28 protein-coding genes are annotated in these 26,523 nt (G+C 68.7%); 11 read left to right on the top strand and 17 right to left on the bottom strand.

The window, feature by feature from the left end; genetic code table 11:
- Positions 1-7: 7 nt before the first annotated feature.
- Positions 8-757: a phage Gp37/Gp68 family protein gene (locus QY307_08175; protein ID WKZ83780.1), complete on the top strand. Its 750-nt coding sequence runs from the start codon at positions 8-10 to the stop codon at positions 755-757.
- A complete protein-coding gene (tcmP, locus tag QY307_08170; GenBank protein ID WKZ82056.1) occupies positions 754-1,695 on the top strand; it encodes a three-Cys-motif partner protein TcmP in 942 nt (313 codons plus the stop codon). The genes QY307_08175 and tcmP overlap by 4 nt, the downstream gene beginning before the upstream one ends.
- Before the next feature lie 7 nt (positions 1,696-1,702).
- On the opposite strand, the gene QY307_08165 is transcribed toward tcmP, so the two are convergent.
- From QY307_08165 to QY307_08155, 3 genes are all read right to left on the bottom strand, one after another.
- Positions 1,703-2,155 carry a DUF1801 domain-containing protein gene (locus tag QY307_08165; protein WKZ82055.1) on the bottom strand — a complete coding sequence of 151 codons (453 nt, stop codon included), beginning with the start codon at positions 2,153-2,155 and terminating at the stop codon, positions 1,703-1,705.
- 52 nt (positions 2,156-2,207) lie between these two features.
- The gene (locus QY307_08160) at positions 2,208-2,570 is read right to left on the bottom strand and encodes a hypothetical protein (protein WKZ82054.1); all 363 of its coding nucleotides are present in this window, start codon (positions 2,568-2,570) and stop codon (positions 2,208-2,210) included.
- Positions 2,571-2,864: 294 nt separating this feature from the next.
- A complete protein-coding gene (locus QY307_08155; protein WKZ82053.1) occupies positions 2,865-3,509 on the bottom strand; it encodes a methyltransferase domain-containing protein in 645 nt (214 codons plus the stop codon).
- Positions 3,510-3,568: 59 nt separating this feature from the next.
- Between QY307_08155 and QY307_08150 the strand changes: the two genes are divergently transcribed.
- Both QY307_08150 and QY307_08145 read left to right on the top strand, forming a co-directional pair.
- Positions 3,569-4,120 (top strand): RNA polymerase sigma factor, encoded by a 552-nt coding sequence (locus QY307_08150; GenBank protein ID WKZ82052.1) that lies wholly within the window; start codon positions 3,569-3,571, stop codon positions 4,118-4,120.
- On the top strand, positions 4,117-4,887 hold the full coding sequence (locus QY307_08145; GenBank protein WKZ82051.1) for a methylated-DNA--[protein]-cysteine S-methyltransferase: 771 nt from the start codon (positions 4,117-4,119) through the stop codon (positions 4,885-4,887). Before QY307_08150 ends, QY307_08145 begins: the two co-directional genes overlap by 4 nt.
- Before the next feature lie 6 nt (positions 4,888-4,893).
- Here QY307_08145 and QY307_08140 read toward each other — a convergent pair whose 3' ends face one another.
- On the bottom strand, positions 4,894-6,006 hold the full coding sequence (locus tag QY307_08140) for an AI-2E family transporter (protein WKZ82050.1): 1,113 nt from the start codon (positions 6,004-6,006) through the stop codon (positions 4,894-4,896).
- Positions 6,007-6,052: 46 nt separating this feature from the next.
- Between QY307_08140 and QY307_08135 the strand changes: the two genes are divergently transcribed.
- From QY307_08135 to QY307_08120, 4 genes are all read left to right on the top strand, one after another.
- The gene (locus QY307_08135) at positions 6,053-6,574 is read left to right on the top strand and encodes a YbaK/EbsC family protein (GenBank protein WKZ82049.1); all 522 of its coding nucleotides are present in this window, start codon (positions 6,053-6,055) and stop codon (positions 6,572-6,574) included.
- The gene (locus QY307_08130; GenBank protein ID WKZ82048.1) at positions 6,571-8,352 is read left to right on the top strand and encodes an acyl-CoA dehydrogenase; all 1,782 of its coding nucleotides are present in this window, start codon (positions 6,571-6,573) and stop codon (positions 8,350-8,352) included. The genes QY307_08135 and QY307_08130 overlap by 4 nt, the downstream gene beginning before the upstream one ends.
- A gap of 138 nt (positions 8,353-8,490) precedes the next feature.
- Entirely contained in the window at positions 8,491-9,000 is a 510-nt protein-coding gene (locus QY307_08125) for a peptidylprolyl isomerase (GenBank protein ID WKZ82047.1), read from the top strand.
- Between the two features lie 404 nt (positions 9,001-9,404).
- Positions 9,405-9,689, top strand: coding sequence for a hypothetical protein (locus QY307_08120; GenBank protein WKZ82046.1), 285 nt, complete (start codon positions 9,405-9,407; stop codon positions 9,687-9,689).
- A 58-nt stretch (positions 9,690-9,747) separates the two neighbouring features.
- Here QY307_08120 and QY307_08115 read toward each other — a convergent pair whose 3' ends face one another.
- From QY307_08115 to QY307_08100, 4 genes are read right to left on the bottom strand one after another with little or no spacing between them, the layout of a single operon-like run.
- On the bottom strand, positions 9,748-10,731 hold the full coding sequence (locus QY307_08115; GenBank protein WKZ82045.1) for a 1-acyl-sn-glycerol-3-phosphate acyltransferase: 984 nt from the start codon (positions 10,729-10,731) through the stop codon (positions 9,748-9,750).
- Complete coding sequence (locus tag QY307_08110) at positions 10,731-11,186, bottom strand: DUF2587 domain-containing protein (protein ID WKZ82044.1); 456 nt, start codon at positions 11,184-11,186, stop codon at positions 10,731-10,733. Before QY307_08110 ends, QY307_08115 begins: the two co-directional genes overlap by 1 nt.
- Before the next feature lie 19 nt (positions 11,187-11,205).
- Complete coding sequence (locus QY307_08105; GenBank protein ID WKZ82043.1) at positions 11,206-11,991, bottom strand: arginine deiminase family protein; 786 nt, start codon at positions 11,989-11,991, stop codon at positions 11,206-11,208.
- Positions 11,988-13,019, bottom strand: a complete 1,032-nt coding sequence (locus QY307_08100; protein ID WKZ82042.1) for an NYN domain-containing protein — start codon at positions 13,017-13,019, stop codon at positions 11,988-11,990. The genes QY307_08105 and QY307_08100 overlap by 4 nt, the downstream gene beginning before the upstream one ends.
- 66 nt (positions 13,020-13,085) lie before the next feature.
- Between QY307_08100 and QY307_08095 the strand changes: the two genes are divergently transcribed.
- Positions 13,086-14,591, top strand: a complete 1,506-nt coding sequence (locus QY307_08095; protein ID WKZ82041.1) for a PQQ-like beta-propeller repeat protein — start codon at positions 13,086-13,088, stop codon at positions 14,589-14,591.
- A gap of 7 nt (positions 14,592-14,598) precedes the next feature.
- Here QY307_08095 and QY307_08090 read toward each other — a convergent pair whose 3' ends face one another.
- Both QY307_08090 and QY307_08085 read right to left on the bottom strand, forming a co-directional pair.
- Positions 14,599-16,008 carry a wax ester/triacylglycerol synthase family O-acyltransferase gene (locus tag QY307_08090; protein WKZ82040.1) on the bottom strand — a complete coding sequence of 470 codons (1,410 nt, stop codon included), beginning with the start codon at positions 16,006-16,008 and terminating at the stop codon, positions 14,599-14,601.
- Positions 16,009-16,060: 52 nt separating this feature from the next.
- A complete protein-coding gene (locus QY307_08085) occupies positions 16,061-16,993 on the bottom strand; it encodes a calcium/sodium antiporter (protein ID WKZ82039.1) in 933 nt (310 codons plus the stop codon).
- Between the two features lie 69 nt (positions 16,994-17,062).
- On the opposite strand from QY307_08085, the gene QY307_08080 reads away from it, so the two are divergent.
- Together QY307_08080 and QY307_08075 are read left to right on the top strand one after the other, a co-directional pair.
- Positions 17,063-17,881 (top strand): MBL fold metallo-hydrolase, encoded by an 819-nt coding sequence (locus QY307_08080; protein WKZ82038.1) that lies wholly within the window; start codon positions 17,063-17,065, stop codon positions 17,879-17,881.
- The gene (locus QY307_08075; GenBank protein WKZ82037.1) at positions 17,868-18,746 is read left to right on the top strand and encodes an alpha/beta hydrolase; all 879 of its coding nucleotides are present in this window, start codon (positions 17,868-17,870) and stop codon (positions 18,744-18,746) included. Before QY307_08080 ends, QY307_08075 begins: the two co-directional genes overlap by 14 nt.
- On the opposite strand, the gene QY307_08070 is transcribed toward QY307_08075, so the two are convergent.
- From QY307_08070 to QY307_08040, 7 genes are all read right to left on the bottom strand, one after another.
- Complete coding sequence (locus QY307_08070) at positions 18,747-19,421, bottom strand: SOS response-associated peptidase (GenBank protein WKZ82036.1); 675 nt, start codon at positions 19,419-19,421, stop codon at positions 18,747-18,749.
- Positions 19,422-19,471: 50 nt separating this feature from the next.
- Complete coding sequence (locus tag QY307_08065; protein WKZ82035.1) at positions 19,472-22,000, bottom strand: ABC transporter permease; 2,529 nt, start codon at positions 21,998-22,000, stop codon at positions 19,472-19,474.
- 9 nt (positions 22,001-22,009) lie between these two features.
- Positions 22,010-22,738, bottom strand: coding sequence for an ABC transporter ATP-binding protein (locus QY307_08060; GenBank protein ID WKZ82034.1), 729 nt, complete (start codon positions 22,736-22,738; stop codon positions 22,010-22,012).
- Positions 22,739-22,815: 77 nt separating this feature from the next.
- Entirely contained in the window at positions 22,816-23,652 is an 837-nt protein-coding gene (locus QY307_08055; protein ID WKZ82033.1) for an ABC transporter permease, read from the bottom strand.
- Complete coding sequence (locus QY307_08050) at positions 23,645-24,544, bottom strand: ABC transporter ATP-binding protein (GenBank protein WKZ82032.1); 900 nt, start codon at positions 24,542-24,544, stop codon at positions 23,645-23,647. Before QY307_08050 ends, QY307_08055 begins: the two co-directional genes overlap by 8 nt.
- Positions 24,545-24,624: 80 nt before the next feature.
- Complete coding sequence (locus QY307_08045; GenBank protein ID WKZ82031.1) at positions 24,625-25,587, bottom strand: LLM class F420-dependent oxidoreductase; 963 nt, start codon at positions 25,585-25,587, stop codon at positions 24,625-24,627.
- A gap of 27 nt (positions 25,588-25,614) precedes the next feature.
- Complete coding sequence (locus QY307_08040) at positions 25,615-26,481, bottom strand: 5'-3' exonuclease H3TH domain-containing protein (GenBank protein WKZ82030.1); 867 nt, start codon at positions 26,479-26,481, stop codon at positions 25,615-25,617.
- Positions 26,482-26,523: the final 42 nt, after the last annotated feature.

Genomic DNA, 26,523 nt, shown 5'->3' with positions numbered 1-26,523 from the left:
GGCCACGATGAGCAACGGCACCGGCATCGAATGGACCGAGGCGACCTGGAATCCGACGACCGGATGCGACCGGGTCTCACCTGGCTGCGACAACTGTTACGCGCTCACCCTCGCCAAGCGGCTCAAGGCGATGGGGTCGACCAAGTACCAGCGGGACGGCGACCCACGCACCTCGGGACCCGGGTTCGGGCTCACGCTCCACCCCGACACCCTCGACCTGCCCCACCGGTGGGTGAGGCCGCGCATCGTGTTCGTCAACTCGATGAGCGACCTGTTCCACCCGGAGGTACCCGAGTCGTTCGTCTACGAGGTATTCGAGGTGATGGCGGCGACGCCGCGGCACACCTATCAGATCCTTACCAAGCGTTCCAAGCGGTTGGCCACGCTCGGACCGGAGCTGACCTGGCCGCCGAATGTGTGGATGGGAGTGAGCGTGGAGACCATCGCCTACCGGTTCCGGGTCGACCATCTGCGTCGGGTGCCGGCCGCAGTGCGGTTCCTCAGCCTCGAGCCGCTCCTCGGTGCGCTGCCGGGGCTGGACCTGGAAGGCATCGATTGGGTCATCGTAGGTGGCGAGAGTGGACCCCAGGCCCGTCCGATGCGTGAGCAATGGGCCCTCGATATCCGCGACCAATGTGCCGCTGCCGAGGTCCCCTTCTTCTTCAAGCAGTGGGGCGGGCGCACCCCGAAAGCGGGTGGCCGCCTCCTCGCCGGCCGCCTTCACGACGGGATGCCCCGGGTCCCGGTGGCGTCGTGAGCGGCGAGCGCCTCTGGGGATGGTGGACCGAGTGGAAGCTGGAATTGCTGCGTGACTACCTGTCCGCATTCACCACGGCGTCGAAATCGGTGAGCGAGACAACCTACCTCGACCTCTTTGCTGGGACACCGGGGAGCCGCAGCCGTGAGACACGCGAGCCGCTCCAGAGCGGCGCGGAGATCGCCCTGGAGGTCGACCCCCCATTCACTCACCTTCGGCTATTCGAACTCACTCGAGCCGACGAACTCGCCGCCGACCTGGGATCCCGCTTCCCCGGTAGAGACCTCGAGGTCATCCAGGGCGACTGCAACGAAGAGCTGAGAGCAATACTCGCGAAGGGCGACCTACCTCCGTGGGCACCGACGTTTGCGTTCATCGATCCCGATGGACCCGATTGCTGGTGGTCCACGCTCAGGACCATCGCAGAGTTCAAGCAGTCGACCAGCAAGTACAAGGTCGAGCTATGGATGCTGTTCCCTCACGCCTCGATGACACGGCTCCTCAAGAAGACTGGAACCCTTCGCCCGGACTTCGCCGACAGGATCACGCGCGTGTTCGGCACCGATGATTGGCAGCGAATCTACAAAGAGAGAGTGCGAGGTCGGATCAGGCCGCGTGCGGCCCGGTTCGAGTACGTCAACCTCATGCGCTGGCGAGTCGAAAGGATCCTCGGTTACACCTACACGCATGCCTATACCGTTCGCACGTCGCGGGGTCCGCTGTATGACATGATCTTCGCTACGGACCACTCAGCGGGACACCGAATCATGGGCGACACTTACCGAAAGTTCGCGGCCCGGTTCCCTCAGATGGCCCAAGAGGCCAAGCAGCGGCGATCCGCACAGGGGGTCCTGTTCACAGTGGCTCCCGAGTCAGCCGAGTACCGACACGAGCCGCCCCTGGCACCCTACGGCTCCCCCGAGAGGCGCCGGACCTGACACCACCTCATCTTCTTCTCGCCTCCCGGGCCGCCCTGGCCCGGGCCACGAACTCCTCGACCGGCAGATTGGCGATAGCCCGGGCGACCAGTTCGAGCGGGAGGTCTTCGAGCCTCTTGAATCGGATGCACGACTTCCCTGCGTCGTAGCGCTTCCCGGTTGCTCGGTACTCCTCCTCGAAGGTCGCCCGTACCGCCTCGTCCAGGTACACCGCCATCAGGTATACCGCCATGTGGCGCTTCTGCGAGGCGAGACCGGCGTAGAGCAAGGGCTTCCCGTTGTAGGTGTCCGGGTACACGGAGAGTGGCACCCGATAGGAGAGCATCCCCCACTCCACCGCCTCTTCGTACCCGTCGGGCAAGCTGTCGAGGATGACCCGCCGCACCTCCTCCATCGCCGGGCGTCGATCAGGCGGCAAGGAAGCCAGATACCCGTCGACCGTGGGCTCACCGTCGCACATCACTGCCCCCTCGTCGCGAACTGGACGGAGATCGTCTCAGGTGTGGCGGCTATCAATCGGCAAGTGGCCGGCAGCGCTTCGGACAACATCGCGACCTGCCATTCGCTTTGATGGGATGTGCCGAGCACAGTCCACAGTGATACCGGAAACACCAGTAGAGGATCGTGAGCACCCACACGGCTGCTAACGATGCGCCGTGGCACCAGAAGTGCTGGCGGCCGAACGCCCCGATCCCTGCCACCGCGAATGCCGCCTCGACCAGACCCAACATGGCCATCAGCCAGCCGAACACCTCGAAGTGAGGCTTCTGCCACACCTCACCCGGGTCGGTTCTTCGCATCCGCTCCAGAAACCAGGTGTAGTTGTTCTTGTGCTCCACGATGTAGGCACCAGCGAACGCGATGAAAAGCTCCATCCCCGCGAGCAGTGCAAGCGACCAGGAATAGCCGAACCTACCGATCAGCCCTTCATCGTCGGTGAGAACCCACCCCAGGACGGCACCGGCCAGAACTGACACAACACCAGCCATTTGGAAGCGAAGGCTCTCAACGTGCCTTAGATAGGCCCAGTACTCTCGGTATCTGTCCGCCGCGGTTGGATCGCCCACTGCCATTCGCCGTCCCACCTCCCCCGCTCTCGCTGCGCTTCTCCCGTGTCAAGCGGCCCGTGAGGAGACGATCCTACGAATCCGGACCGTCCCAGGTGGCCCTCAGGCCGCCCGCTCCCACACCCTCCAATGCCACAGGGCGGTCTCGCCCCCCGCCACCGGCAACAGGCCCGCCGCCTCCACGCGAGCAGCGATCGAGTCGGGGTCGTGGACGAACACCCGGAACGGGACCTTGCGCATGCGCAGGAACAGGTTCACCACCTTCACCCCAAAACGGACCCGCAGGCGGTCACGGGGGTAGGCGAGAGCCAGCAGCCTCCGGGAACGACCGGTGGCGGCGTCGACCAGAGGCTCCATCTCCGGGTAGCAGCACACCACCCGGTTGGCGAACACCACCGCCGCCTCGGGAGCGTCGGCGGCGGCCGTGAAGTCGCCGGTGTGCCAGTCGACCCGATCCGTGAGCCCCCTGCCGGCGAGAAGTGCACCCGCCACCCGCTCGTACGACGGGGAGATGTCGTAAGCCGTGGAGCGCTGCGCTCCCGCCTCGAGCAGCGCCACCTGGGCGGTTCCCGAACCTGCCCCAACCTCCAGCACCGTGGCGCCCTCGATCCCCCGCTTGCTCAGCGCGTCGACCATGAGGCGGGCGGTGGCGTCGAGGCCCTTGCGCTCGAAGCGCCTCACGGCTCGCCTCGCCTCGCGCTCGGAGAACACCATGCGATAGCCCCGGGGATCACAGCATCCGGCCATGGCCTCACGGTAGGTGCAACCCCGAGCCAAGGCACGGGGTTCATGGGAGCATGACGACGATGGAGATCGACACCCTCCCGGCGGACCTGGCCGGCGACCTGGACGCCGCCTTCCCCCGACTTGTGTCGGCCCTCCAGGACGGCGTCTACTCGGGCGTCCTGCGAATGGTGGGCGACTCCCACGACGCCGAGGAGATCGCCCAGGAGGCCTTCCTGCGCGCCTACCGGGCGCTGCGCACCTACCCACCCGAGCGGATCCGCGACCTGCGGCCCGCCCCGTGGGTGTGGACCATCGCCATCAACCTGTGTCGCAACCACTACCGCACCCGGGCGCGCCGGGGCACCCCCTCGCCGCTTCCCGACGACCTCGCCGCGAGTGATCGCACCCCCGAGGACGAGGCCGCGAACCGCCACCTCGGAGACGCCCTGGCCCGGCACCTGGCCGAACTCCCCTGGGAGATGCGCCGCGCCGTGGTTCTCCGCCACGTCGTCGGCCTCCCCTACGAGGAGATCGGCGAGGTGCTCCGCCGGCCGGTGGGGACGGTGAAGTCCGACGTCCATCGCGGCCTCGCCCGCCTGCGCCGCACCATCCCCCAGGAGGTCGACCGATGACCCGCGACCCGATCCTCGAAGCCCTCACCGGCCTCGGCGCCACCGCCCCCGACCACCTGCTGCCCGCCGTCCTCACCGGCGCCGGGATCGCCGACGGCTTCGTCACCCGCCCCAGCGTCGTCGGAGAACTCCTGGTCGCCTTCGGCCCTCGCGGTGTCACCTCGGTCGGCCTCGCCAACGAGTTCGACCCCGACGAGTACCTCCGCCAGAGGGGCCGCCAGGCACTGGCCCTGCCCGCCCCGCCGGACCCGATCGCCCGCCACCTCGACGCCGCCATCGAGGCCGGCCGTCCCGGGCGGCTCGCCGTCGACCTGAGCGGCGTCACGCCGTTCCAGGCCGAGGTGCTGAGGGTGGCCGCCACCATCCCCCGCGGCGAGGTGCGCTCCTACGGATGGATCGCCGGCAGGCTGGGACGACCCGGGGCGATGCGGGCGGTGGGGACCGCCCTCGCCTCCAACCCGGTCCCGATCATCATCCCCTGCCACCGGGTGGTGCGGGCCGATGGGCGGCTCGGCGACTACTCCCTGGGCGACCCGTCCAACAAGGGCGTGCTGCTCGAGCACGAGGGCCTCGACCTGCCTGAGCTCGAGCGGCTGGCGGCGCGAGGGGTGCGGTTCGTCGCCGCCGCCAGGACCGGGGTGTTCTGCCACCCCACCTGCCGCCACGCCCGCCGGATCACCAGAGCACACCGGGTCGAGTTCGGGAGCGCCGCCGAGGCGGCCGCCGCCGGATACCGGGCCTGCACAGCCTGTCGTCCCCTCGGCTGAGGGCGGCTACGCCTCGCCGTCCTCTTCGTCGTCGGGCGGCTCGATGGTCAGCGGCGACTCGACCACCTGGTGGCGCTCGATGTAGGTGGCGACGAACGCCTGGACGGTGGCGGCGACGGGCAGGGCCATGATCGCCCCCGGAGCGCCCAGCAGGGTGCCTCCGGCTATCGCCGCCCCGAACGCAACCGCCGGGTGCAGGGCCATGGTGCGCGCCGTGATCTTCGGGGCCAGCAGGTAGTTCTCCAGCTGTTGGTACACCAACACGTAGATGGCTACCGCCAGCGCCTTGCCCGGGCTCTCCAGCAGGGCGATGAGCAGGGGCAGCGCCCCGCCCAGGTAGGTCCCGATCACCGGGACGAACTGGGAGAGCAGCGCCATCCACAACGCCAGGGCCAGGGCGAAGGGCACCCCGACCACCCGGAAGGTCGCCCAGGCGGCCAGCGCTCCGATCCCGGCGAGCAGCGCCCGCGAGTAGAAGTACCCGCCGGTCTTGTCGATGGCGATGTCCCAGGCCCGCAGCACCTCCATCTGCCGGCTGGGGGGCAGCACCGAGCACACCGCCCTGCGGAAGCGCGGGCCTTCGGCGGTCATGTAGAAGGTGAACAGGCCGATCATGAGCAGCTGGAACACCGTGTTGAGCAGGGTCTTGCCCACACCGAAGATGCTCCCGGCGATGTCGCTCCCGAAGCTGCTCAGGTCGCCGCCCAGCTGCCCGGTGGCGTCGGCGATGCGCTCCCCCGAGAAGTCGATGCCGAAACGGGCGAGGAACGCCGAGATGTCCTCGATGTACCCGGGGAGTCGTTCCACCAGCAGGGAAACCTGGTCGACGATAAGCGGGATCATCAGCCCGATGAACAGTCCTGCCGAGAGCACCAGGGCCAGGAACATGGCCCCGGTGGCCAGGCCCCGGCGCCAGCCCTTCCGGGACAGGAAGTTGACCCCCGGCTCGAGAGCCACCGAGAGGAACAGGCTGATCAGCAGGATGACGATCAGGTCGCGCAGGGCGCGGATCACGTTGTAGGTGACCCACATGCCGACCACGATGCCCACGATGGTGGCCAGCAGGCGCGGCACCCATGGCGGCATCCCCTTGAGGTCGCGGGCGGGGCGCTGGGTCACGGGCGAAGGGTAACGGGACGACCCACCGGGCGGATACCCTCACCCCATGGATCCGACAGCCACCCGGGTCGTGGAGGCACTCCAGGCGCTGGATGCCGAGTTCGAGACCCTCACCATCGACCCCGACCTCGCCGACACCGCCGCCTTCTGCGAGCACTACGGCTACCGCCTCGACGAGTCGGCCAACGCCATCCTGGTGGCATCGAAGAAGCCCGAGGGCGTCCACGCCGTGTGTGTCGCCCTCGCCACCACCCGCCTCGACGTCAACCACGCCGTGCGCCGCCTATTGGGGGTACAGCGACTCTCCTTCGCCCCCGCCGATCTCACCCGCCAGGTGACCGGCATGGAGATCGGCGGGGTCACCCCGTTCGGCCTTCCCGACGGCCTGCGCGTGCTGGTCGACGCCGCCGTGATGGACCTGTCCCGCTGCATCGTCGGCGGCGGGAGCCGGGCGATGAAGGTGTCCCTCGACCCCGAGGCGTTCCGCCGCCTCCCCGGCGCCGAGGTGGTCGAAGGCCTTGCCGTCCGCCCCGATCCGACACCGGGCGATCTACCCTCGTCGCCATGAGCGGCTATCGCCCCCCCATCACCGACATCCGTTTCACCCTGGAGCACGTCGCAGGGCTCGGCCGGCTCACCTCGCTCCCCGAGTTCGCCCACCTCGACAGCGACCTGCTCACCGGCGCCCTGGAGGAGGCGGGCCGATTCTTCGCCGAGGTGATCGCCCCTCTGGCCAGGGATGCCGACCGCACCGGCAGCGTGCACGAACCGGACGGTTCAGTGACCACCGCCCCCGGGTACCGCCAGGCGTATCGGAGCATGGTCGATGCCGGCTGGGTCGGGGCCGCCTTTCCCGAGGAGTGGGGTGGCGGAGGCTTGCCTCGAGCGGTCGGAGTCGGTCTCCAGGAGATGGTGATGTCGGCCGACATGGCGTTCGCCCTGTGCCCCATGCTCATCTACAGCGCCGACGCCCTGCTGATGGCTCACGGGACCGACGAGCAGAAGGCCACCTGGCTCCCCCGCCTGGTGCCCGGGGATTGGACCGCCACCATGGTGCTCACCGAGCCCCAGGCCGGGTCCGACGTGGGGGCCCTGCGCACCCGGGCGGTACCCGTGGACGACGGCACCTGGCGGATCACCGGCTCCAAGATCTTCATCACCTGGGGCGAGCACGACATGGCGGACAACATCGTCCACGTGGTGCTGGCGCGGACGCCGGGGGCACCCCCCGGCACCAGGGGCATCTCCTGCTTCATCGTCCCCAAGTTCCTCCTCGGCCCCGACGGCAAGCCCGATCGGCGCAACGACGTCACCTGTGTGTCGCTGGAGGAGAAGGTGGGTATCCACGGCAGCCCCACCTGCGTGCTGTCTTTCGGCGACGGCGGAGAAGGCGCCGTCGGCTACCTGGTAGGCGAGGAGCACCAGGGCATGCGCTACATGTTCACCATGATGAACCACGCCCGCCTCTCGACCGGACTCCAGGGCCTGGCCCTCTCCGAGCGTTCCTACCAGCAGTCCGCCGCATACGCCCAGGAGCGGCGGCAGGGGCGCCCCGAAGGCGAACGCTCCGACGACGCGGCGATCATCCGTCATCCCGACGTGCGCCGCATGCTGATGACCATGCGCAGCCGGATCGAGGCGATGAGGGGGGTGATGTACCGCAACGCCGTCGCCGTCGAACTCGCCGAGCGGCATCCCGAGGCCAAGGTGCGAGAGCGGGAGGCGGAGATCGCCGCAATCCTCACGCCCATCTCCAAGGCCTGGGGAACCGACCTCGGGGTCGAGATGACCTCATTGGGAATCCAGATCCATGGCGGGATGGGGTACATCGAGGACACCGGGATCGCCCAGTGGTGGCGCGACTCGCGCATCGCCCCGATCTACGAGGGCACCAACGGGATCCAGGCGATCGACCTGGTCGCCCGGAAGCTCCCGCTGCGCGGCGGCGACGCATTCCGGGAGTTGATCGAGGAGGCCCGGGCTGAGGCGAAGGCGGCTCCCGAGCGCCTCTCCGACGTAGCGGCACAACTTCTATACGCGCTCGACGCCGTGGCCGACACCGCAGACCGCCTGCAGGCGATGGAACGAATCGACTCCCTGGCCGGAGCCACCGACTTCCTGGACATGGTCGGTGACACCTTCGGCGGATGGATGCTGCTGCGAGGTGCCATCGCCGCCGCCACCGGGCCCGATGGCTACCCGGAGGGTTTCCTGGAGGGCCGGATAGCCACCGCTCGCTTCTACGCCGAGCGAATCCTCACCGGGGTCCCCTGCCGGAGTGCGGGCGTTCTCGCCGGGGGGGCGAGCGTGTTCGCCATCCCGCAGGAGGCTTTCCCCGGCGCCTGAGCAGCCCGAATCCGCTCGACCTCGGCGTCGACGGCACCCCTTACGCGTCAAACTGACGCGTAAGACGATTTTGTCATTCGTGGGCGAGCCGGCATCAGATGGGGGCTAGGGTTCTCCGCCCCATCCGAAAGGCGGCCCATGGCCCAGACCTACTCCGCGGCGCCGGACCTCACCATCGACCTCGATGGCGAGTACTCGGCCACCCTGCACACCTCGCTCGGCGAAGTCACCATCGAGTTCTTCCCGGCCGAGGCGCCCCGGGCCGTCAACAACTTTCTCTTTCTCGCCAGCGACGGCTTCTACGACGGCGTGATCTTCCATCGGATCGTGCCCGGGTTCGTGATCCAGGCCGGCGACCCGACCGGCACCGGAAGAGGCGGACCCGGCTACACCTTCCGCGACGAGCTCGAAGACCCCCGCGGATACACCCGGGGCACCGTGGCCATGGCCAACGCCGGGCCCAACACCAACGGCTCCCAGTTCTTCGTGTGCCTCGGAGACCTGCGGCTCCCCAAGGCCTACACGATCTTCGGGAAGGTCACCTCCGGGATGGAGGTGGTCGACGCCATCGCCGCCCTGCCCACCGACGCCCAGGATCGCCCCGCCGACCCGCCGACGATCGATTCGGTGACGGTCACCGGCCCCTGACGGCCGAACGGACTCCGTGGGGTGGCGATTCCCGGGTACATGCCCGCCCCGAACACCGGGCCGGGGGACGGCCTACCTTGGTCGCTTCACGTAGGCGCCTGGATCCTTCCGCTGGCGACGGATCGACTCGACGAGCTTGCCGTTGCTGAGGAACGATGCCTCGAGTTCGGTCATCACGACAGCGGGCCTCAAGATGATGGTCCCGTCGGGCTCGACGCTCGCCAAGTACCGGTTGTGACCCGCATGACCGATCTTGCCAAGACTGAGTCGGCGTCGCTGATCGAGCTCAACCATTACGGCTTCGGCTGACATCCGGGTTCCCCTTTCTTCGAGCACTCTACCCCACTAGATACAATACGGCAACTGGGTAGTAGGGTAGTGGGGCATTGTGGTAGTGTCGGCTTGTGGCCGAAGTCTTCTTGAGCCCAGAGATTGCCCTCCTCCAATACGACCGCTTGAGGGAAGATCCTCGCAGGCACAAGGTGCTCGACCGCGTCGACGAGATCCTGGATGCTCTCGAGGAGAACCCCGGCCAAGCGTGGCTGCGCGCACACAGATTCCAGGACCCACCGTTGTGGTGTGTCATGCTTGACGCTTCGGGAGAAGCCTGGGTCATCCTCTGGTCGGTTGACGATGACGATGACGACCGGGTGCTGGTGGAGTACATCGGCTCGGCGAGCTTCGCCTGAGACAGGCGGTCCCTGGCCTGGCAGCCATCCACTCGAGCAGCCGGCGAAACGCCGGTGCTCACGCCCTGCCCACCCAGGCGTCCACCTCCGCCCATCGCTCGAAGAGCCAATCGACGCGCCCTCTCCTGCCTTCGGGGATCGACGCGCCAGGAAAACGGCGGAGCCGGATACGCAGCTCCGAGCCGACGATTCGCCCCGACCAGGCGTCCGGGATGGTCGCCAGCGGCTCCAGCCCGGTGTGGGCGGCGACCACGACGTCGTGGCCACTCTCCAGCAACGCCGTCGAGCCTCCGACCCGCGGTGGCAGCACCCGGCGCAGGCTGCGCGCCTTCGCCGCCAGCTCCGATGCCCGGCCCTCGAGGTTCTCGATGATCCGCCGACGCCTCTCCTCGGTGAACCGGGTGCCTTCGGGGTAGATGAGCACCCCCTCGGACGCCGTGAGGCCGTCGGTCAGGGCGAGGACCGCTCGCACCTCGGCGGCCGAGTCGCCCGCCCGATCCACGAAGTGGTTGATCAGCCGGTTCCCGGCGATGTCGAGCGTGGGGTCGGCGAGCAGCTCCTTCTTCAGCACGTAGCGAAGTCGGATCCCGGCACCCGTCGTCACGAACACGTTGGGCAGCAGGGTGTCGATGATCGAGGCGTGGCGCATCATCACGATCACGGGGCCCGGAGCGACATCGTCGAGGCCGTCCACGGAAACGGTCAGCCCGAAGATGCGCCGGACCGCCCCGAACAGGGTGATGGCCCACCACTCCTGGATCCGATAGGTGCGATCCAACAGGGCCTCCCCGTTCCTGCCGAAGCCGGTCACCAACCAGTCCCACAGGAGACGCACCAGGCCGCCGACGCCGACCGCCAGGTACACCCATCCGAAGGCGAAGATCCTCACCGCCATGAACGGCCTGCCGGTGCCGATCCGACGGAACAGGTCGACCACCAGCCCGACCGCCAGCCACAGCGGCGCCGTGATCGTCACCAACAAGAAGAGCAGGAGGACTGTCGGGACGGTTCGCAGCCGGCGCAGCAGCCGGCGGCGGTCCATCAGAGGTACTGCCCGGGCACGTCACCCGGGCGGGCACGGCCCGCTTCGAGCGCCCGCACCCGCATCTGCTCCAATTGGCTGGCGGCCGCCGCCTGCTGGCTCCAAAGGGTCGCCTGGATCCCGGCGAACAGCCCCTCCAGCCATCCCACCAGCTGAGCCTGAGCCACTCGAAGCTCGGCTTCGGTGACGGTCTCCGCCGCCAACGGAATGAACAGCCCGTCGAGCTCCTGGCGCAGGTCGGGGCTGAGCACGTCCTGAAGCTCCATGATGGAGTTGTCGAAGATGTCGGCGAGACGCCGCCGGCCGGCGTCGTCGAGCGGCGCCTGGCGGATCTCGTCGAGCATCGCCCTGGTCATGGAGGCGATCCGCATCAGCTTGGGCGCCTTCACGAAAGACGGGTCCGGCTCCGGCTCCTCAATCACTTCGGCGGGTACCGCCGTCTCGCTGTCGGTCATCGTCGGGAGGATACGACCCTCATGCCCGGTACACCGACCTCATCCGGAGCGACAGGCAGGTGAGGCCGCCATCGGCACGGGCGAACTCGGACACGTCCACTGCCACGGGTCGCAGCCCCAGGCCGGCGACCAGCTCGGCACTGCGAGGCTGGTGTGCGGCGACCAGGACGGCGCCGTCGGGAAGCCGGACCACGTTGGCCGCCTCCGGATCGTCTCCCGGCACCTCGACCACCCGCAGGCCGTCGAGCAGGTCCCGGTCGCAGGCCGCCGGATGCCAGAGGACCGTCTCGTCGTCGACGGCCGACAACCCCGACTTCAAGTGCAGGGTCGAGCGCACCGGAACCCGCCGCACCGATCGATGGCGCGCCCGGGCGAACGCCTCGAGGGTGTCGGCCCCGGCCTGGTCGGTCCTGCGGCTCAACCCGATGAGGACGGTCCGGCCCACCTGGAGCACGTCGCCACCGTCGAGGGTTCCGACGACCGGCATCCGCTCCACGGCGACCAGGCCGGCCAGAGCCTCCTGGGTGCCGGCCACCTCTCCGCGTCGGGAGGGGTTGCCCGGGTGGGTGAGGAGGGCGGCATCGTCGATGATCACCGCCGTGTCCTCGATGAACGGCGAGTCGGGATGGGCCTCGTCGCCAGGGATCGTGACGACTGCGAAGCCCCCCGCCTCCAGTGCCGCCGCGTAGCAGTGGTGCTGCTCTCGCGCCACGACCGGGTCCAGCGGAGGCACCGGCGGGGCAGCGGTCACGCAGTCGGAGAAGGAATCGGGCACGGCGCGCACCAGCGCCATGGGCCGGCTCATTCGGGGAGAGTGAGCAGGTACTCCTCGGCGTCGTCGGACCAGGCCATCTCGACCACGCCCCTGGCCGCCGCCGCCTTGGAGAACTGCAGGAATCCGCCGTAGCCGTAGTCCTTCTCGGAGAACGCCGGCTCGATCTTGCGGATCCGATCCTTGAGCCCGGAGAGTGCCGCCGGGCCCTTCCCCTTGGCCACCACCTGACGCAACAACTCGAAGGCGTGCTCGTCCTGACCCCCCGACGCCTTGAAGGTGACCTCGGGATCGCCGCGCGCCCCGCTCTCGGCCAGGTCCACCACGCCCCGGTCGGCGAGGTGACGCAACAACTCGCCGAAGGTGCGGAATCCGTGATCCGCCTCGGAGAAGGTCGGGTCCTTGCGCAACAGGGCGCGCTTCAGGCTCGAGGCGAGTACCACGCCACTCCCCGACCGCTGCAGGCCGGAGAGGGTCTGGGTGACCAGGCGCTCCAGGTCGGCCCCGACGTCGGGGGACTTCGACTGCGACTGGGCGGGCGCCGCCTCTCGGCGCGGCTTGCGGGCGGCCCGCTGCGGCAACTCGACACCGTCCAGGGTCTCGTAGAAGAGGAACTCGTCGCAGGCCGGGGGAAGCATCGCCGATGTGGAGGCCCGCAGGCCGATCCCCACCACCCTCCGGTTCAGCTCACGCAGCTTGTGGACCAGCGGGGTGAAGTCGCTGTCCCCGGTGGCGATCACATACGTCGTGATGTAATCCCGCTCGAAGCAGAGCTCGATGGCGTCCACCGCCATCTTGATGTCGGCGGCGTTCTTGCGGCTCGCTCCCATCCGCTGCGGGATCTCGATCATCTCGACGTGGTGTTCGGCCAGCATGCGCCGAGAGTCCTCGAAGAGGTTCCAGTCGGCGTAGGCACGCCGCACGACGACACGCCCCCGCTCGGCAAGCGCATCCGAAACCGGCTTCATCTCGAAACGGGCGCCGCCGAGGTCCTCGCGGGCTCCGATCGCCAGGTTCTCGAAGTCCATGAAGAGGGCGATGCGCTCCTCTGAGACGTCCATGCCGATCAGCGTACTCGCCGGATCCCTCAGATCCGATTGCCCCAGGTGCCCCTAACCTTTTTCCCGATGGCTCGACGACACCACTACGCCAGCTTCCTCACCGACGGCGGGCGCACCCGCGGATCCGTGGCCGGGTTCGAGGGCGACATCGGGATCGGGCGCCTCGTGCTGCCCCTGGTGATCGTCGCCTTCCTGGCGGTGTCCATCTACTGGTGGGGGTTTCGCGACGCCGACGACGACGTGGGAAGGGTGCTCACGCTGGAAGACGCCACCATCCCCACGCTCCTGCTGCCGGCGGGCGTCGCAGTGGACGATGCCGGGCTCCTCCTCGCCGGAGTATCCATCGAGTGCGAGACCACGCCCGAGCAGTGGCCCACTTTCCAGGGCTCGGGCTCCAGAGAGGGGTGCACGGACGCTCCGACGATCACCACGCCCAAGATCATGTGGAGCCAGGAGGTGGGGATCAGCGGGTGGCTGAACAGTCCGATCGTGGCCAACAACACCGTCTACGTGGGGAGCGCGGGCGTCCTCCAGGGAGTCCCGGACCGTCTCGACGGGGTGTACGCCATCGACCTCGGCACGGGAGAGCGCAAGGCCTACTTCCAGGCCACCCATGACGTCAACGGTGTGGCCTTCGGCAACGGGATCGTCGTCGCCACCGGAGACGAGGGTCGGGTCTGGGGCCTGTCGGCATCCGACATGGAACTGGTTTGGGAGGAGCAGCTCGGGGTGGCGGTGTTCGGCCACCCCCTGGTCATCGACGACATGGTGGTCGTGGGCGATGCCGACGGATACGTCACCGCCTACGAGATTCGCACCGGCACGCGCCTGTGGCAGAAGCAGGTGGACGGTGCGGTCCGGGGCGGAGCCAGCACGGATGGCGAGATCATCGTCGTGGCCGGTGAGAACCGCGACGTGGTGGCGTTCGACCTCTCGGGCGAGATCGTGTGGCGCCGCGAGGTGCGCAGCCAGGACACCGCCGGGGCGCTGGCCCGCATCTACGCCGCACCGACCATCGTCGGCGACCTGGTGGTGATCACCCTGCTGCGCGAGGACCTGTTCGCCGAGCCCGCCATCGCCGCCCTCGACAAGGCAACCGGCGATGAGGTGTGGCGGGCACGCGATGCCGCCGGCCTCAAGAACGACTGGGGGAACATCCGATCCTCGCCGGCCCACGTCGGCGACCTCCTGGTCTACGGCGAGGCCTACTCGGACCGGCTGATCGCCCTCGACGCCCTCAGCGGGGACACCGTGTGGGACACGGTCACCGGCTCGTACTGCTACCCGCACTGGCCCTCCCCGGTCGTGGTCTCGGGCCAGGTGGTGCTTCCCCGCCACGACGGCGGCCTCTATGCGGTCTCGGTGGTGACAGGGCAGGTCGAGTGGAGAATCTTCCTCGGCGACCATGGCGGGCCCGGGACCTTCCCGCCCGAGTTCGGGGCCGAGTTCTGCCAGTGGGGACCCGAGGACTCCTACTCGATCCTCTCCTCCCCGGCGGTGGCGCCCAACGGCGTCATCCTGGTCGGCACCCTCGAAGGCTGGCTGTACGCCATCGGCGATCGCTCCTGGTGAGCGTCGCTCAGCCTGCCGCTTCCAACAGCTCGTCGAGTGCCCGCCGCAGGTGGCCGGCAAACCGGTCGATGTCGGGTACCGAGTCGAAGTCCGACACCAGCCCCCAGTTGAGGGTCCCGTCGTAAGAGAACAGCGCCACACCGAGTCCGTGGTTCACCCAGAGGGGGACCATCGGGAAGATCCGACGCAGTCGAGCAGAGAGCAGGTGCAACGGAACCTGGGGTCCGGGCACGTTGGTGACGGTCAGGTTGAACGGCCGGATCGTGGCCGCCGCCACTCGGGCGGCCAGGGACAGCAGCGTCGACGGCGTGAACGACGCCGACTGCGTGAGCAGGGCGGCCCCGGTGGCCTGATCGGTGACCTTGAGATGGGTGGTGCGCTCCACGACTGCGGCGTGGCGCTCCCGGGCTCCGGCGAGGTCGATGGGAAGCGGCACCAGCCACATGGTGACGGCGTTGCCGGGGAGGTCCGCGCCGGACCCGTCTCTGGTCGACACCGGAACCATCGCCCGGAAGTCGATCCCCTCGACGTCGAAACCCCTCTCCTCGACCAGGAACGATCGCACCGCCCCGGACACGGCGGCGATCACCGTGTCGTTGACCGTTCCGCCCAGGGCGTTCTTGACCTTCTTCACCTCCTCGAGGTCGGTGACCAGGAAGTCGACCCGGCGGTTCGGTCCGATGTGCGGGTTGAGCGGGGTCTCGGAGGCTCGGGTGAGCCACCCCGAGCGGGCCGACTGCACCATGGAGCCGATGCGCTGTCTCGCCTCGTCACCGAGGAGTCGTGACTCCCGGGCGAAGCGCCGCGCCTCGCGCACCGCCTCGCGGGAACTCCGCATGCGACGCCCCAACTCCTCGCCGAGCAGCCGTGCCGGCGTCGGAGCCGGTCGCGGCCTGAAGTCGTCGGGCTCCCCGAGGTCGTCGGATGGGAACGGCGCCAGCAGCACCTTGAGCAGGTCGACCCCCGAAAGGCCGTCGATCATGCAGTGATGAACCTTGCTCACCAGGGCGAAGCCCCCGTCGGCGAGGCCCTCCACCACCCACACCTCCCACAGGGGACGGTTCCGATCGAGGCGCTGGCTGAGGATGCGTCCGGCCAGCATCCGCAGCTGCTCCTCGGTGCCGGGACGGGGCAGGGCGGTGTGGCGCACGTGGTAGGTGAGGTCGAAGTGGGCGTCGTCCACCCAGACCGGATGGCGCTCGATGGGAATCCACTCCAACCGCTGCCGGTAGCGCGGGACGTACTGGAGTCGGTTGCCGATGAACGCCCGGACGGAGTCGATGTCCACCCCTCCGTCGGCGGTGGCGAGACCACCCGGGGCGAACGACAGGGTGGCACCCACGTGCATCGGATTGGTGGGCCCTTCCATGGCGAGGAAGGTGTTGTCCAGGAAGGACAGCCGCTCGTAATCGGTCATCGCAACCGCAAGGGTACGGTTTCGCGGCCGATCGGTGAGGAGGCCGACTCCCTCACGCCACGAGAACCACGAACCCGAGGAACACCGCCAGCAAGACCAGGCCCTCCCATCGCTCGATGCGACCGGTGCGGGCGAAGATGCCGGCGATGATGCCGGTGACGACCATGAACCCGAGGGCGTTGCGGAAGGTGGCGTCGACCACGCCCGGACCGACCATCCCGGCGGTGCCGGCCACGGCGAGCGAGTTGAACAGGTTGGAGCCAAGGACGTTGCCCAGCACCAGGTCGGACTCGGAACGGCGCGCCGCCGCCAGGGCGGTGGCCAACTCGGGAAGGGAGGTTCCCACCGAGACGATCACCAGCCCGATGAAGGCGGCCGATATCCCGGCCCGGTGAGCCAGGTCCGATGCCCCCCGCACCAGAAGGTCGGCCCCGAGCAGGGTGATCCCAAGTGTCGCCACTCCGATCAGCGCCTCCAGGCGCACCGAACCCCGCCAGGGGACACGATGCTCCTCGGGAAGCCGCCCCTTGGCGGCGTCGTCACGGGCCCATGCGACCAGGACCACGCCCACCGCCAACATCCCCGCGATCAGGATCGCCGCCTCCCACCGCACCAGCTCCAGGTTCCAAAGCAGGACGCTCAACAGCAGCAGGCCGCCCGCCATGGCGAAGCCCTCGCGCCGGATGGTGTGGACCCGTGAGGACACCGGAGCGATGAGGGCAGCGGCGCCGAGCACCAGGGTCATGTTGGCCACGTTCGACCCGACGACGTTGCCCATGGCGATGTCGATCTCGCCCCGCCCCGCCGCCAGCGCCGAGACCAGCATCTCGGGTGCCGACGTCCCCAGCCCGATGACCAGAGCACCGATCAGAACCGGTGACAGTCCCCAGATCCGGGCCAGCCGGCCGGCGGCGAGCACGAAGCGGTCGGCGCCGAGGGTGAGGGCGACCAATCCGGAGACGAGGAGGATCACGGCCAGGATCACCGGGCGATCGTAACCCCGCCTGCGACGGCTCCTGGACGGGGGTGCCTCGCCCGCCGATACCCTTGGCCCATGACGGAGAAGTGGCGTGAGATCGCCGACCGGGTGTGGGTGCGGCGGCATCGCTCCCTGGACCTGAACGTCGGGGCCGTCGTCTGCGACGGTGGGATGCTGATCGTGGACACCCGGGCCAACCGCGCCCAGGGACGGGACCTGGCAGCCAGCCTGCGCCAGATCAGCCGGCTGCCGGTTCGATGGGTGATCAACACCCACCACCACTGGGACCACACCTTCGGCAACCAGGTGTTCCCCGATGCCGCCATCTGGGGCCACGAGCGTTGTGCCGCCACCCTCGTCGAGCATGGCGAACAGATGCGCCAGGAGGTGAAGCGCCTCGCTCCCGACCTGGCCGAGGCGATGGACGAGGTCGTGGTGACACCGCCCGCATTCACCTTCTCCAGCCGGGCCACGGTCTCGCTGGGCGGTGTCCCCGTCGAGATGCTGCATCCGGGCCGCGGTCACACGAACAACGACATCGTGATCTCGCTCACCGGCAAGGACGTCCTCTTCGCCGGCGACCTGATCGAAGAGGGAGCCCCCCCTGCATTCGGCGACTCCTTCCCTCTCGACTGGCCATCGTCGCTGGATGCGGTGGTCTCTCTGGGCGGCGGGGTGGTCGTGCCCGGACATGGCGACACCGTCGACGCCGAGTTCGTCGCCACCCAGCAGGAGGAGCTGCGTGTCGTGGCCAGGCTGGCCCGGGAGCGACACGCCGAGGGCATGTCGCCACAGGAGGCGGCAGCAGCGGGCGGCCCCTACTCTCCCGAGGTGCTCGCGGGTGCTTTCGCCCGTGCCTGGGCCCAGTTGGAGGTGGCAGATGCCGGCGCCTGATTGGTTCAAGCGTGCCCTGGGTGCCGACCGCCGTCGGCGCCAGGTGGAGGTCGACGGCTGCCGGATCAACCTCATCGAGTGGGGAGAGCCCGACCGTCCCGGGCTGGTTCTGGTCCACGGCGGAGCCGCCCACGCAGAGTGGTGGGCTCACCTGGCGCCGATGTTCACCGACGAGCACCACGTGGTCGCCATTGACCTGAGCGGTCACGGCGAGAGTGGACGCAGGGAGCGCTACTCCCATCCGCAGTGGGCACGTGAGGTGATGGCGGTATGCGAGGAGATGCGCTTCCCGGGACCACCGGTGCTGGTCGGCCACTCCCTCGGGGGGCTGGTCACGATCCAGACCGCCGCCACCTACGGCGACCTGCTTGCCGGAGCGGTGATCCTGGACGCCCCTGTGCGCAAGCCAGACCCCGAGTCGGAGGAGGGCAGCCGAGGCGGCGCCTTCCGGGCCCCGGGAACCTACCCCGACCTGGAGACCGCCCTCACCCACTTTCACCTGATCCCGCCGCAGCCGGAGCCCGACCCGTGGGTGCTGGACCACGTCGCCCGCAACTCGCTACGAGAGACCGCGGCCGGCTGGACCTGGAAGTTCGACCACCACCTCTTCTCGCACTCCCTGGTGGCGATGAACGAGCAGCTGGCAGCGGTTCGATGCCGGGTGGCGCTGCTGCGCGGCGAGCACTCGGTGGTGGTCCCCCAGGACACCGCCGAGTACATGTACGAGCTCATGGGTCGGGTCTCCCCCGTGGTGACCATCCCCGAGGCGCACCACCACCTCATCCTCGATCAGCCGCTCTCCTTCGTCACCGCCCTGCGCACCCTGCTAGCCGACTGGGAGCACTCGGTGCCGTTCCGGCGCTGATCACTCCAGCGGAGCGACGCACCGGGGGAAGTCGTTCTCGACGCGATTCACCAGCGTGGAGACTGGGTGCTCGGTGAGGGATCCCTCGGTTGCAGGCGCCAGCATTGCGGTGAGGGCCTCGACGTCGTCGAAGCCGGGGTCCAGCCAGGCCTCCCAGTTCTCCGGCGGGAGAATCGCCGGCATGCGATCGTGGATCGGAGCCAGGACGGCGTTGGGACGGGTGGTGACGATGGTGAAGGAATCGATGAGCTCCCCATCGGGCGCCCGCCACCTTCCCCACAAGCCGGCGAGCGCAAGCGGGGTCCCGTCGGCCGAGTGCACGTAGTGGGGCAGCTTTCCGCCGGTCTCTCGCCTCTCCCACTCGTAGAAGCCATCGGCTGGCACCATGCAGCGTCGGGTCCGCAACGCCCCCTTGAAGGTCGGCTTCTCGGCGAGGGTCTCGGCACGGGCGTTGATGAGGCGCGAGCCGATCGACGGGTCCTTGGCGTAGCCGGGGATGAGGCCCCAACGCAGTGGTGCGAACAGCCGACGCCCGTCACGCTCCAGGACGACACCGACCTTTCGGGTTGGCGCCACGTTCCACGACGGCGAAGGCGAGTCCTCGCCGGCCACCTCGGCACCGAAGTGGGATGCGTAGGCCCGGGGGCTCTGGGCCTGGACGAAACGGCCGCACATGGCGTCGAGGTTAAGCCAGCCCGGTGGCGAAACGGCTCAGACGCCGGCGGCTACTCGTAGGAGATCGCCTCGAGGATGTCCATTCTGGCACCGCGTCGGGCCGGGACCATCGCCGCCAGCACCCCTACCAGGGCGGCGGCCACCAGGTAACCGAACATCTGGCCGGCGGGAAGGGTCAGCTTCAGTCCCTGGCCGACGGCCAGCACCACGGCCGCTCCGAGGATCGCCCCCACGACCAGGCCGAGCAGCCCTCCGAACAGGGCGATGAGGATCGCCTCGATTCGAATGGTGCGCTTCACCTGACGACGCGACATGCCCACCGCCCGCAGCAGGCCGATCTCGCGCTTCCGCTCCGAGATGGAGAGGGCCAGGGTGTTCACGATCCCGAGGAGGGCGATCACGATGGCAAACCCGAGCAGGACCACCAGCAGATTGAGCAGCCCGTCGATCTGGGACTCGATGTCCCCGATCAGCTCCTCGGTGTCGGTGAGATCGGCGTTCGGGTAGCGATCGGTGACGGTCTCGATGGCGGCTCTGGCCGCAGCCGGGTCGACGCCTTCGGCCACCTGGATGTAGACGAACCGATCGAGCCGGAACGAGATCACCTGCTCGTAGGTGGTCATGTCGATGATCAGCGGAACCCCGAGCGCCTCGTCGTCGAACACACCCGCCACCTCCACCTCGACCTTCTCGAGGGAGGTCACCTGGAACGTGACCGTGTCGCCGACGCCCACACCGAGCCGCTCGGCATCGGCCAGGGCGATCAGTGCCCGGCCCGGTCCCAGGTCGGCTGCAGAACCTTCGGCCATCTCGATGTTGACCACCTCGTGAAACGGCCCGTCGACGGCGAGGAGGAACGTCTCGGCGGACGTCTCATCCCACCGGAACTCGCCCACCCGGTCCCGCACGACGAGACCCAGCTCGGGGAGCAGCCGCAGCTCGTCGACGAGGGTCGGCGGCATGCCCGTGATCCTGGGATCGGAGAACCCCTCGAGCCTGATCTGGAAATCGGTGGCGAAATCCTCCTCGAACACCTGGGACACGCCGGCCTTGGCCGAGGCGGAGAACACGGCGATGACGCTCACCAGGGCGACACCGATCATCAGGGCCGATGCGGTCGCCGCCGTCCGGCGAGGCTGGCGCATCACGTTCTCCTGGGCCAGGCGTGCGACCAGGGAGCGCTTCGCCAGGGGAGCCGCCACGAACCGGGCGAACTGCCGCGCCACCAGCGGAGCCAGCATCGAGACCCCAATGAACACCACCAGGGCGCCGACCCCCACGAGGGTGATGGCGTTCCCCGGCTTGGCGATCAGGCCGACGAGGAGCAACGCGGCACCGAGGGCGGTGGCCAGCATCCCGGCGACGATGCGCCGCCCGAGCGAGCGGGGTGGTGCGGCAACTTCGCGCAGGGCCGCAACCGGCGGCACCCGGGAAGCCTTCCAGGCGGGGAGCAGGGCGGCCACGACGGTGACCACCACTCCGACCGTCATCCCGACGACGATGGTGCGGGGCTTGACCAGCAGGCCTGACGCCGGAATCCCGAAACCGAAGCTGGAGAACGCTCCCCTGAGCCCGATGGCGATGAGCACCCCCACGAGGATTCCGACTGCCGAGGCGACGACGCCGACCGCCAGCGCCTCGATCCCGACCATCCCGGTGACCTGGCGACCGGTGGCGCCCACGGCGCGGAGCATCGCCAGCTCCTTGGTCCGCTGCGCCACGATGATCCGGAAGGTGTTCTGGATCAGGAAGGCGCCGACGAACACCGCCACGCCTGCGATCACCAGGAGGATCGTGTTGAGGAACCCGAGCCCCTCGTTGACCTCCTCCAGGTTGTCGGCAGTCTGCTGCTCGCCGGTCACCACCTCGACCCGCTCTGGCAGCAGGGCGGCGATGGACAGCCCGACGGCATCGCCATCGAACCCCTCTTCGATGACCACGGCGATCGAGGTCACCAGGTCGGTGGCGTCGAAGAGTCGCTGGGCGGTCTCGAACTCGAAGATGGCCAGCGTCGCACCCAGGAGGTTGTCGGCGTCTCCGAAGGTGACGATCCCGGTGACCGTGAACGTTTCCACCCCTGCGGGAACGATCACCTCGATCTCGTCCCCGACGACTATTCCGTTCGCATCGGCGGCGAAGGAGTCGATGACCAGGTCGCCGGAGTCCCGGGGCCAGTCCCCCTCGCGCAACGCCACCGGCGTGAGACCCTCCCCCTCCGGCAGATAGGAGAATCCGAGCGTCGGAGGGCCGTTGCCACCGATCGGCTTGCCGTCCTTCCCCACCAGCTGAGCGAGGCCGTCGACCGATGGCACCGCCCGCTGCACGCCCGGAACCGCCGCCACCTCTGCGACCAGGCCCTCGTCGATCATGGGGATGGAGAATCCGAACTCTGTCACGCCGCGCACGTAGAGGTCGACGCCCTGGTCGACGTCGGAGAAGAGGCTGTCGAAGGACGCCTTGATGCTGTCGGTGAACACGTACGTGCCGGCGACGAAGGCGACGCCGAGCACTATCGCCAGGGCGGTCATCGCCAGCCGCACCTTGTGCGCCAGGACGCTCTTCAGCCCGAGTCCGATCATCGCCACCGCTCAGCCCGCCATCGACTTGAGGTGCTCCAGGATCCCCTCGGCTGTTGGCTGGCGGAGCTCACCGACAGCGCGACCGTCGGCGAGGAACACCACGCGGTCGGCGTAGGCGGCCGCCATCGGGTCATGGGTCACCATGACGATCGTCTGGCCGAACTCGTCGACGGCCTGGCGCATGAACCCGAGCAGTTCGGCACCCGATCGGGAGTCGAGGTTCCCCGATGGCTCGTCGGCGAACACGATCTCGGGACGGGAGACCAGGGCACGTGCCGCCGCCACCCGCTGTTGCTGACCACCCGAGAGCTCGGAGGGACGGTGAGACAGCCGGTCACGCAGCCCGATGGTGTCGACCACGGTGTCGAACCACGCCGGGTCGGCCCGCCTCCCGGCGATGTCCACCGGCAGCGTGATGTTCTCCGAAGCATCGAGCGTGGGGATCAGGTTGAAGGCCTGGAAGATGAAGCCGACGCTCTCACGACGCAGCATGGTGAGCTGGCGATCCGAGAGGTCGCCGAGGCGGACGTCGCCGATGTACGCCGAGCCGTCGGTGAGGTCATCGAGCCCGGCGACGCAGTGCAGGAGGGTTGACTTGCCCGAGCCGGAGGGCCCCATGATCGCCGTGAACCTCCCCTGCTCGAAGGCGACGCTGATGCCGTCCAGAGCCCGGACGGCGGCGTTGCCCTCTCCGTAGACCTTGGTGGCGTTCTCCACCCTGGCGGCGTACTCAGACATCTGACTCCCCCGTGAGAAGCGTGCGGCGCCACGCTATCCGCCGGTGACCCCGACTCCAACCGGATACGGACCGCATGTCACCCGGCGGCGATCTTGCGTCGCCGGAGCCGCCGGCCGCCTGAGGACTCCCTCGGCTCCCAGGTGAAGAAGCGGATGGCGAACAGCGCCCCAGCAACCCCCCAGGCGGCCATCACCGCCAGGTGGTCCCAGGCGAAGGCAGGCGGATCGACCGTGGGCTGAAAGGCGTCCTGGAACGCCCGCACGAAGTGCTTCAAGGGAAAGATGTTGCCGAGGATGGTCAGCCACTGTGGGGGATCCCCCATGGCGATGAACACGTCGGAGACGAACGCCAGCGGGAGGATCGTGGCGTTGGCGATCGCCGGGGCGGAGTCGCCGTTGGGAGCAACCGCAGCCAGGGCCAGCCCGAGGGCGGCGAAGCAGGCTGCGCCCACGGCAAAGGTGAGCAGCAGGGCGGGAAGCTTGGCGGGGTCCAGGGTCAGGTCGTAGGCGAGCACGCCGACGCCGACCATGATCGCCACCGCCAGGAAGGCGATCCATACGCCCGACCCGATCCGTCCCGCCATGTAGGTCCAGGAGGGAAGCGGGGTTCCCCGGAACCGCTTGAGGATTCCCTGGTCCCGAGCGATGGCGGTCTGAATCCCTATGTTGGTGTAGGTGGCGGTGGCGGCGGCGAACACGGCCAGCGCCGGGGCGTAGAACTGAGCCACCGAGAAGGTGCCCCGACCGGGGATCTCTATCTTCTCCGTACCGAACAGGGTGGCGAACAGCAGCAGGAACATGAGCGGGAAGGCGAGGGTGAAGAAGGCGGCCAGGGGCGTACGCCAGAAGAGCCGGTTCTGGTAGCGGACCTGCTGCCAGGCCAGCACCCTTGTGGAGACCCGACCCTCAACCATGGTCGCCCTCGCCGGTGAGCTGCAGGTAGACGTCCTCGAGCGACGGTCGCGTCACCGCCAGCGAATCGAGCACCACCCCCTGCCGCAGCGCCCAATCGGTGAGCTCGTGCAGGGCTCGCGTCGGGTCGACCACTCCCGCATGCACCATGCCATCACTGCCTGGCGGGACATCGAAGGGTGCGGGGGGAGTGGAACCGGGGATGGCTCTAAACGACACCCGGGTATGGGCTTCCTGGCGACCACCGAGGGTGTCGGGAGCGCCCTCGGCCACGATCCTGCCCCCTGCGATCACCGCCACCCGGTCCGCCAGGTTCTGCGCCTCGTCCATGTAGTGGGTGGTGAGCAGGATGGTCTTTCCCAGGGACCGCAGGTTGTCGACCAGCTCCCAGGATCGACGCCTGGCAGACGGGTCGAATCCGGTGGTGGGCTCGTCGAGGAAGATGAGGTCGGGATCGCCGATGATGCCCAGAGCGAGGTCGACGCGACGCTTCTGGCCCCCGGAGAGGGTCTTCACCCAGGCGTCGGCCTTCTCGCCGAGCCCGACGATCTCGATCACCTCGTCCACCTTGCGGCGCCGCGGATACATGGCTCCGTACATCTGCAGGGTCTCGCGCACCGACAGCTCGCCATCGATCCCCGAGGTCTGCAGGACGATCCCAATCCGCTCCCGGAACTCCCGCCCGGCGCGTCCCGGGTCGTGCCCCAGCACCTCGACCTCCCCCTCGGTGCGATCCCGATGGCCCTCCAAGATCTCCACCGTGGTGGTCTTGCCGGCGCCGTTGGGCCCAAGCAGGGCGAACACCTCGCCCGCTGCCACCGAGAGGTCGATGCCGCGCACCGCCTCGACCTCCCCGTAGGTCTTGACCAGTCCCCGAATCGCGATGGCGCTCACGGCGGGCGAGTGTAGTCGCCACTCCCTGGGGCGGAGGACTGGCCCGGGGTCGGCATCGATCTCCCCGACCGACGCCGGCACTACCGGAGTGCGGGAGCGACCTCGGAGGCGAACACATCCAGGGACTCACCCCAGACGGCGTCGCCGAAGTATCCGGTCACATCGACACACCCGGCATCGGCGTACTCGCCGAGCCGGTCGATCACCTGCTGTGGCGTGCCCGCCACGACCTGGCTGCTGCGCAGATAGGCCTCGACCGGCCTTCCCGCCTGGGACGCGACGCGCTCCAGCACCGGTTGGAGGGTCGCCTCATCGGGCGCCACCGTGATCAGCAAGTGGATCGTCCGCCCGATCTCGGCGGGATCTCGGCCCACCTCCTCGCAGTGCCTGTCGAGGATGGCGCTCTTCTCTCTGAAGGCCTCGGGGGTGCCGGCGAAGTTGGAGAAGTCGGCGTGCTCGGCGACGACCCGCAGCGTCTTGCGCTCGCCCCCGCCGGCGACCCAGAGGGGCGGGTGCGGCTCCTGGATGGGCCGCGGACGGTTGATCGCACCGTGCACCGAGTAGTGCCGGCCCTCGAAGGTCGCCTCGTCCTCGGTCCACATCCGCTTGATGATCTCGACGGCCTCGGCCAGCTGGGCGATTCGGGTGCCCGCCGAGGGAAACCCGTACCCATAAGCCAGGTACTCGTGTTCGTACCAGCCGGCCCCGATGGCGAACTCGAGGCGACCGCCGGAGATCACGTCGACGCTCGACGCCACCTTGGCCATGTATGCCGGGTTGCGGTACGAGTTGCACGTGCACATCTGACCGAGCCTCACCCGCTGCGTCGTGGCCGCCAGTGCTGCCATGAGGGTCCAGCACTCGAAGGTGGACTCCTGAGTGGGCTCGGGGACCGTGTGGAAGTGGTCGTACACCCACGCGGTGTGGTATCCGAGATCTTCGATCCGCTTCGCCGCTGCGAGCATGACCGGCCACTGCTCGGCCACGGGAATCCCGACAAGATCCATGCGCCAACCCTGGGGGACGAATGCTCCGAACTTCATGGCCTCGACCCTAGACCGTCGAAAGGTTCAGTCGAGCCATCGCTGCGGCCTCCCAGCGAGCGACTCGAACCCCATCCGCTCGCAGAAGGCGAGGAAGGCTGATCGCGGCACCCCCTGCCACTCGAGGTCGGTGAGGGTGGTGTCGAGGGGCACGTCGTCGCGCAGGCGGGCGAGAAACCTGAAGACGAGGGCATCGGCCAGGTTGGCGCGTAGCGCCGCGGCGAGCCGCTGCGCCCCCCGCACCTCGACCTCCCAGCGCTCGGGTTCGAGCGGGATCTGCTCGATGTGCCGGTATCGGGAGAGGACCGCGGCGGCCGACTTGGCACCCCAGCCGGGCACGCCGGGAAACCCGTCCGAGGCGTCGCCCACCAGGCCCAGGTAGTCGGGAATGGATCCGGGAGGCACCCCGAACTTCTCGATCACGCCCGCCTCGTCGACGAAGGCGCCCCGGCGCCGGTCGAACGAGACCACCCGCGATCCGACGACGCACTGGGTCAGGTCCTTGTCGGGCGACATCATCACCACCTGTTCGAAGGCGTCACCGAAGAGACGAACCGCGGTGGCGATGGCGTCGTCGGCCTCGTACTCCTCCATCCGCCACACCACCACGCCCATGGCCTCGAGCCCCTCCTCGGCCAGGGGGAACTGGGCGAGCAGTTCCTCCGGGACGCCCGACTCGGTCTTGTAACCGGGATAGAGGTCGTTGCGAAAGGACCGGACCACCGTGTCGAAGGCGGCCGCGAGGTGGGTCGCTCCGCCATCGATCAGGGCGAGTGTGCTGGACATGATCCCGTGGACGGCGGCCACCTGCTGGCCGGTGGGTGAGGTGCGGGACGGCGCTCCGAAGTGGGAGCGGAACAGCTCGTATGTGCCGTCGATCAGGTGCAGTCGCACCCGGGAAGCGTACGCCGTCGGCGTCGGGCGGGGTCCGGCGAG

This window comes from Acidimicrobiia bacterium, assembly GCA_030584185.1.
Classification (GTDB): Bacteria; Actinomycetota; Acidimicrobiia; order Spongiisociales; family UBA11373.
Note: the sequence above shows the minus strand (reverse complement) of the source record. Positions and strands in the feature narration are given on the sequence as shown.

Coding starts and splice junctions, on each gene's coding strand:
- QY307_08175 (WKZ83780.1), top strand. CDS start 8: ATGAGCAACGGCACCGGCATCGAATGGACCGAGGCGACCTGGAATCCG.
- QY307_08165 (WKZ82055.1), bottom strand. CDS start 2,155: ATGTGCGACGGTGAGCCCACGGTCGACGGGTATCTGGCTTCCTTGCCG.
- QY307_08160 (WKZ82054.1), bottom strand. CDS start 2,570: ATGGAGCTTTTCATCGCGTTCGCTGGTGCCTACATCGTGGAGCACAAG.
- QY307_08155 (WKZ82053.1), bottom strand. CDS start 3,509: ATGGCCGGATGCTGTGATCCCCGGGGCTATCGCATGGTGTTCTCCGAG.
- QY307_08150 (WKZ82052.1), top strand. CDS start 3,569: ATGGAGATCGACACCCTCCCGGCGGACCTGGCCGGCGACCTGGACGCC.
- QY307_08145 (WKZ82051.1), top strand. CDS start 4,117: ATGACCCGCGACCCGATCCTCGAAGCCCTCACCGGCCTCGGCGCCACC.
- QY307_08135 (WKZ82049.1), top strand. CDS start 6,053: ATGGATCCGACAGCCACCCGGGTCGTGGAGGCACTCCAGGCGCTGGAT.
- QY307_08130 (WKZ82048.1), top strand. CDS start 6,571: ATGAGCGGCTATCGCCCCCCCATCACCGACATCCGTTTCACCCTGGAG.
- QY307_08125 (WKZ82047.1), top strand. CDS start 8,491: ATGGCCCAGACCTACTCCGCGGCGCCGGACCTCACCATCGACCTCGAT.
- QY307_08115 (WKZ82045.1), bottom strand. CDS start 10,731: ATGGACCGCCGCCGGCTGCTGCGCCGGCTGCGAACCGTCCCGACAGTC.
- QY307_08110 (WKZ82044.1), bottom strand. CDS start 11,186: ATGACCGACAGCGAGACGGCGGTACCCGCCGAAGTGATTGAGGAGCCG.
- QY307_08105 (WKZ82043.1), bottom strand. CDS start 11,991: ATGAGCCGGCCCATGGCGCTGGTGCGCGCCGTGCCCGATTCCTTCTCC.
- QY307_08100 (WKZ82042.1), bottom strand. CDS start 13,019: ATGGACGTCTCAGAGGAGCGCATCGCCCTCTTCATGGACTTCGAGAAC.
- QY307_08095 (WKZ82041.1), top strand. CDS start 13,086: ATGGCTCGACGACACCACTACGCCAGCTTCCTCACCGACGGCGGGCGC.
- QY307_08090 (WKZ82040.1), bottom strand. CDS start 16,008: ATGACCGATTACGAGCGGCTGTCCTTCCTGGACAACACCTTCCTCGCC.
- QY307_08080 (WKZ82038.1), top strand. CDS start 17,063: ATGACGGAGAAGTGGCGTGAGATCGCCGACCGGGTGTGGGTGCGGCGG.
- QY307_08075 (WKZ82037.1), top strand. CDS start 17,868: ATGCCGGCGCCTGATTGGTTCAAGCGTGCCCTGGGTGCCGACCGCCGT.
- QY307_08070 (WKZ82036.1), bottom strand. CDS start 19,421: ATGTGCGGCCGTTTCGTCCAGGCCCAGAGCCCCCGGGCCTACGCATCC.
- QY307_08065 (WKZ82035.1), bottom strand. CDS start 22,000: ATGATCGGACTCGGGCTGAAGAGCGTCCTGGCGCACAAGGTGCGGCTG.
- QY307_08060 (WKZ82034.1), bottom strand. CDS start 22,738: ATGTCTGAGTACGCCGCCAGGGTGGAGAACGCCACCAAGGTCTACGGA.
- QY307_08055 (WKZ82033.1), bottom strand. CDS start 23,652: ATGGTTGAGGGTCGGGTCTCCACAAGGGTGCTGGCCTGGCAGCAGGTC.
- QY307_08045 (WKZ82031.1), bottom strand. CDS start 25,587: ATGAAGTTCGGAGCATTCGTCCCCCAGGGTTGGCGCATGGATCTTGTC.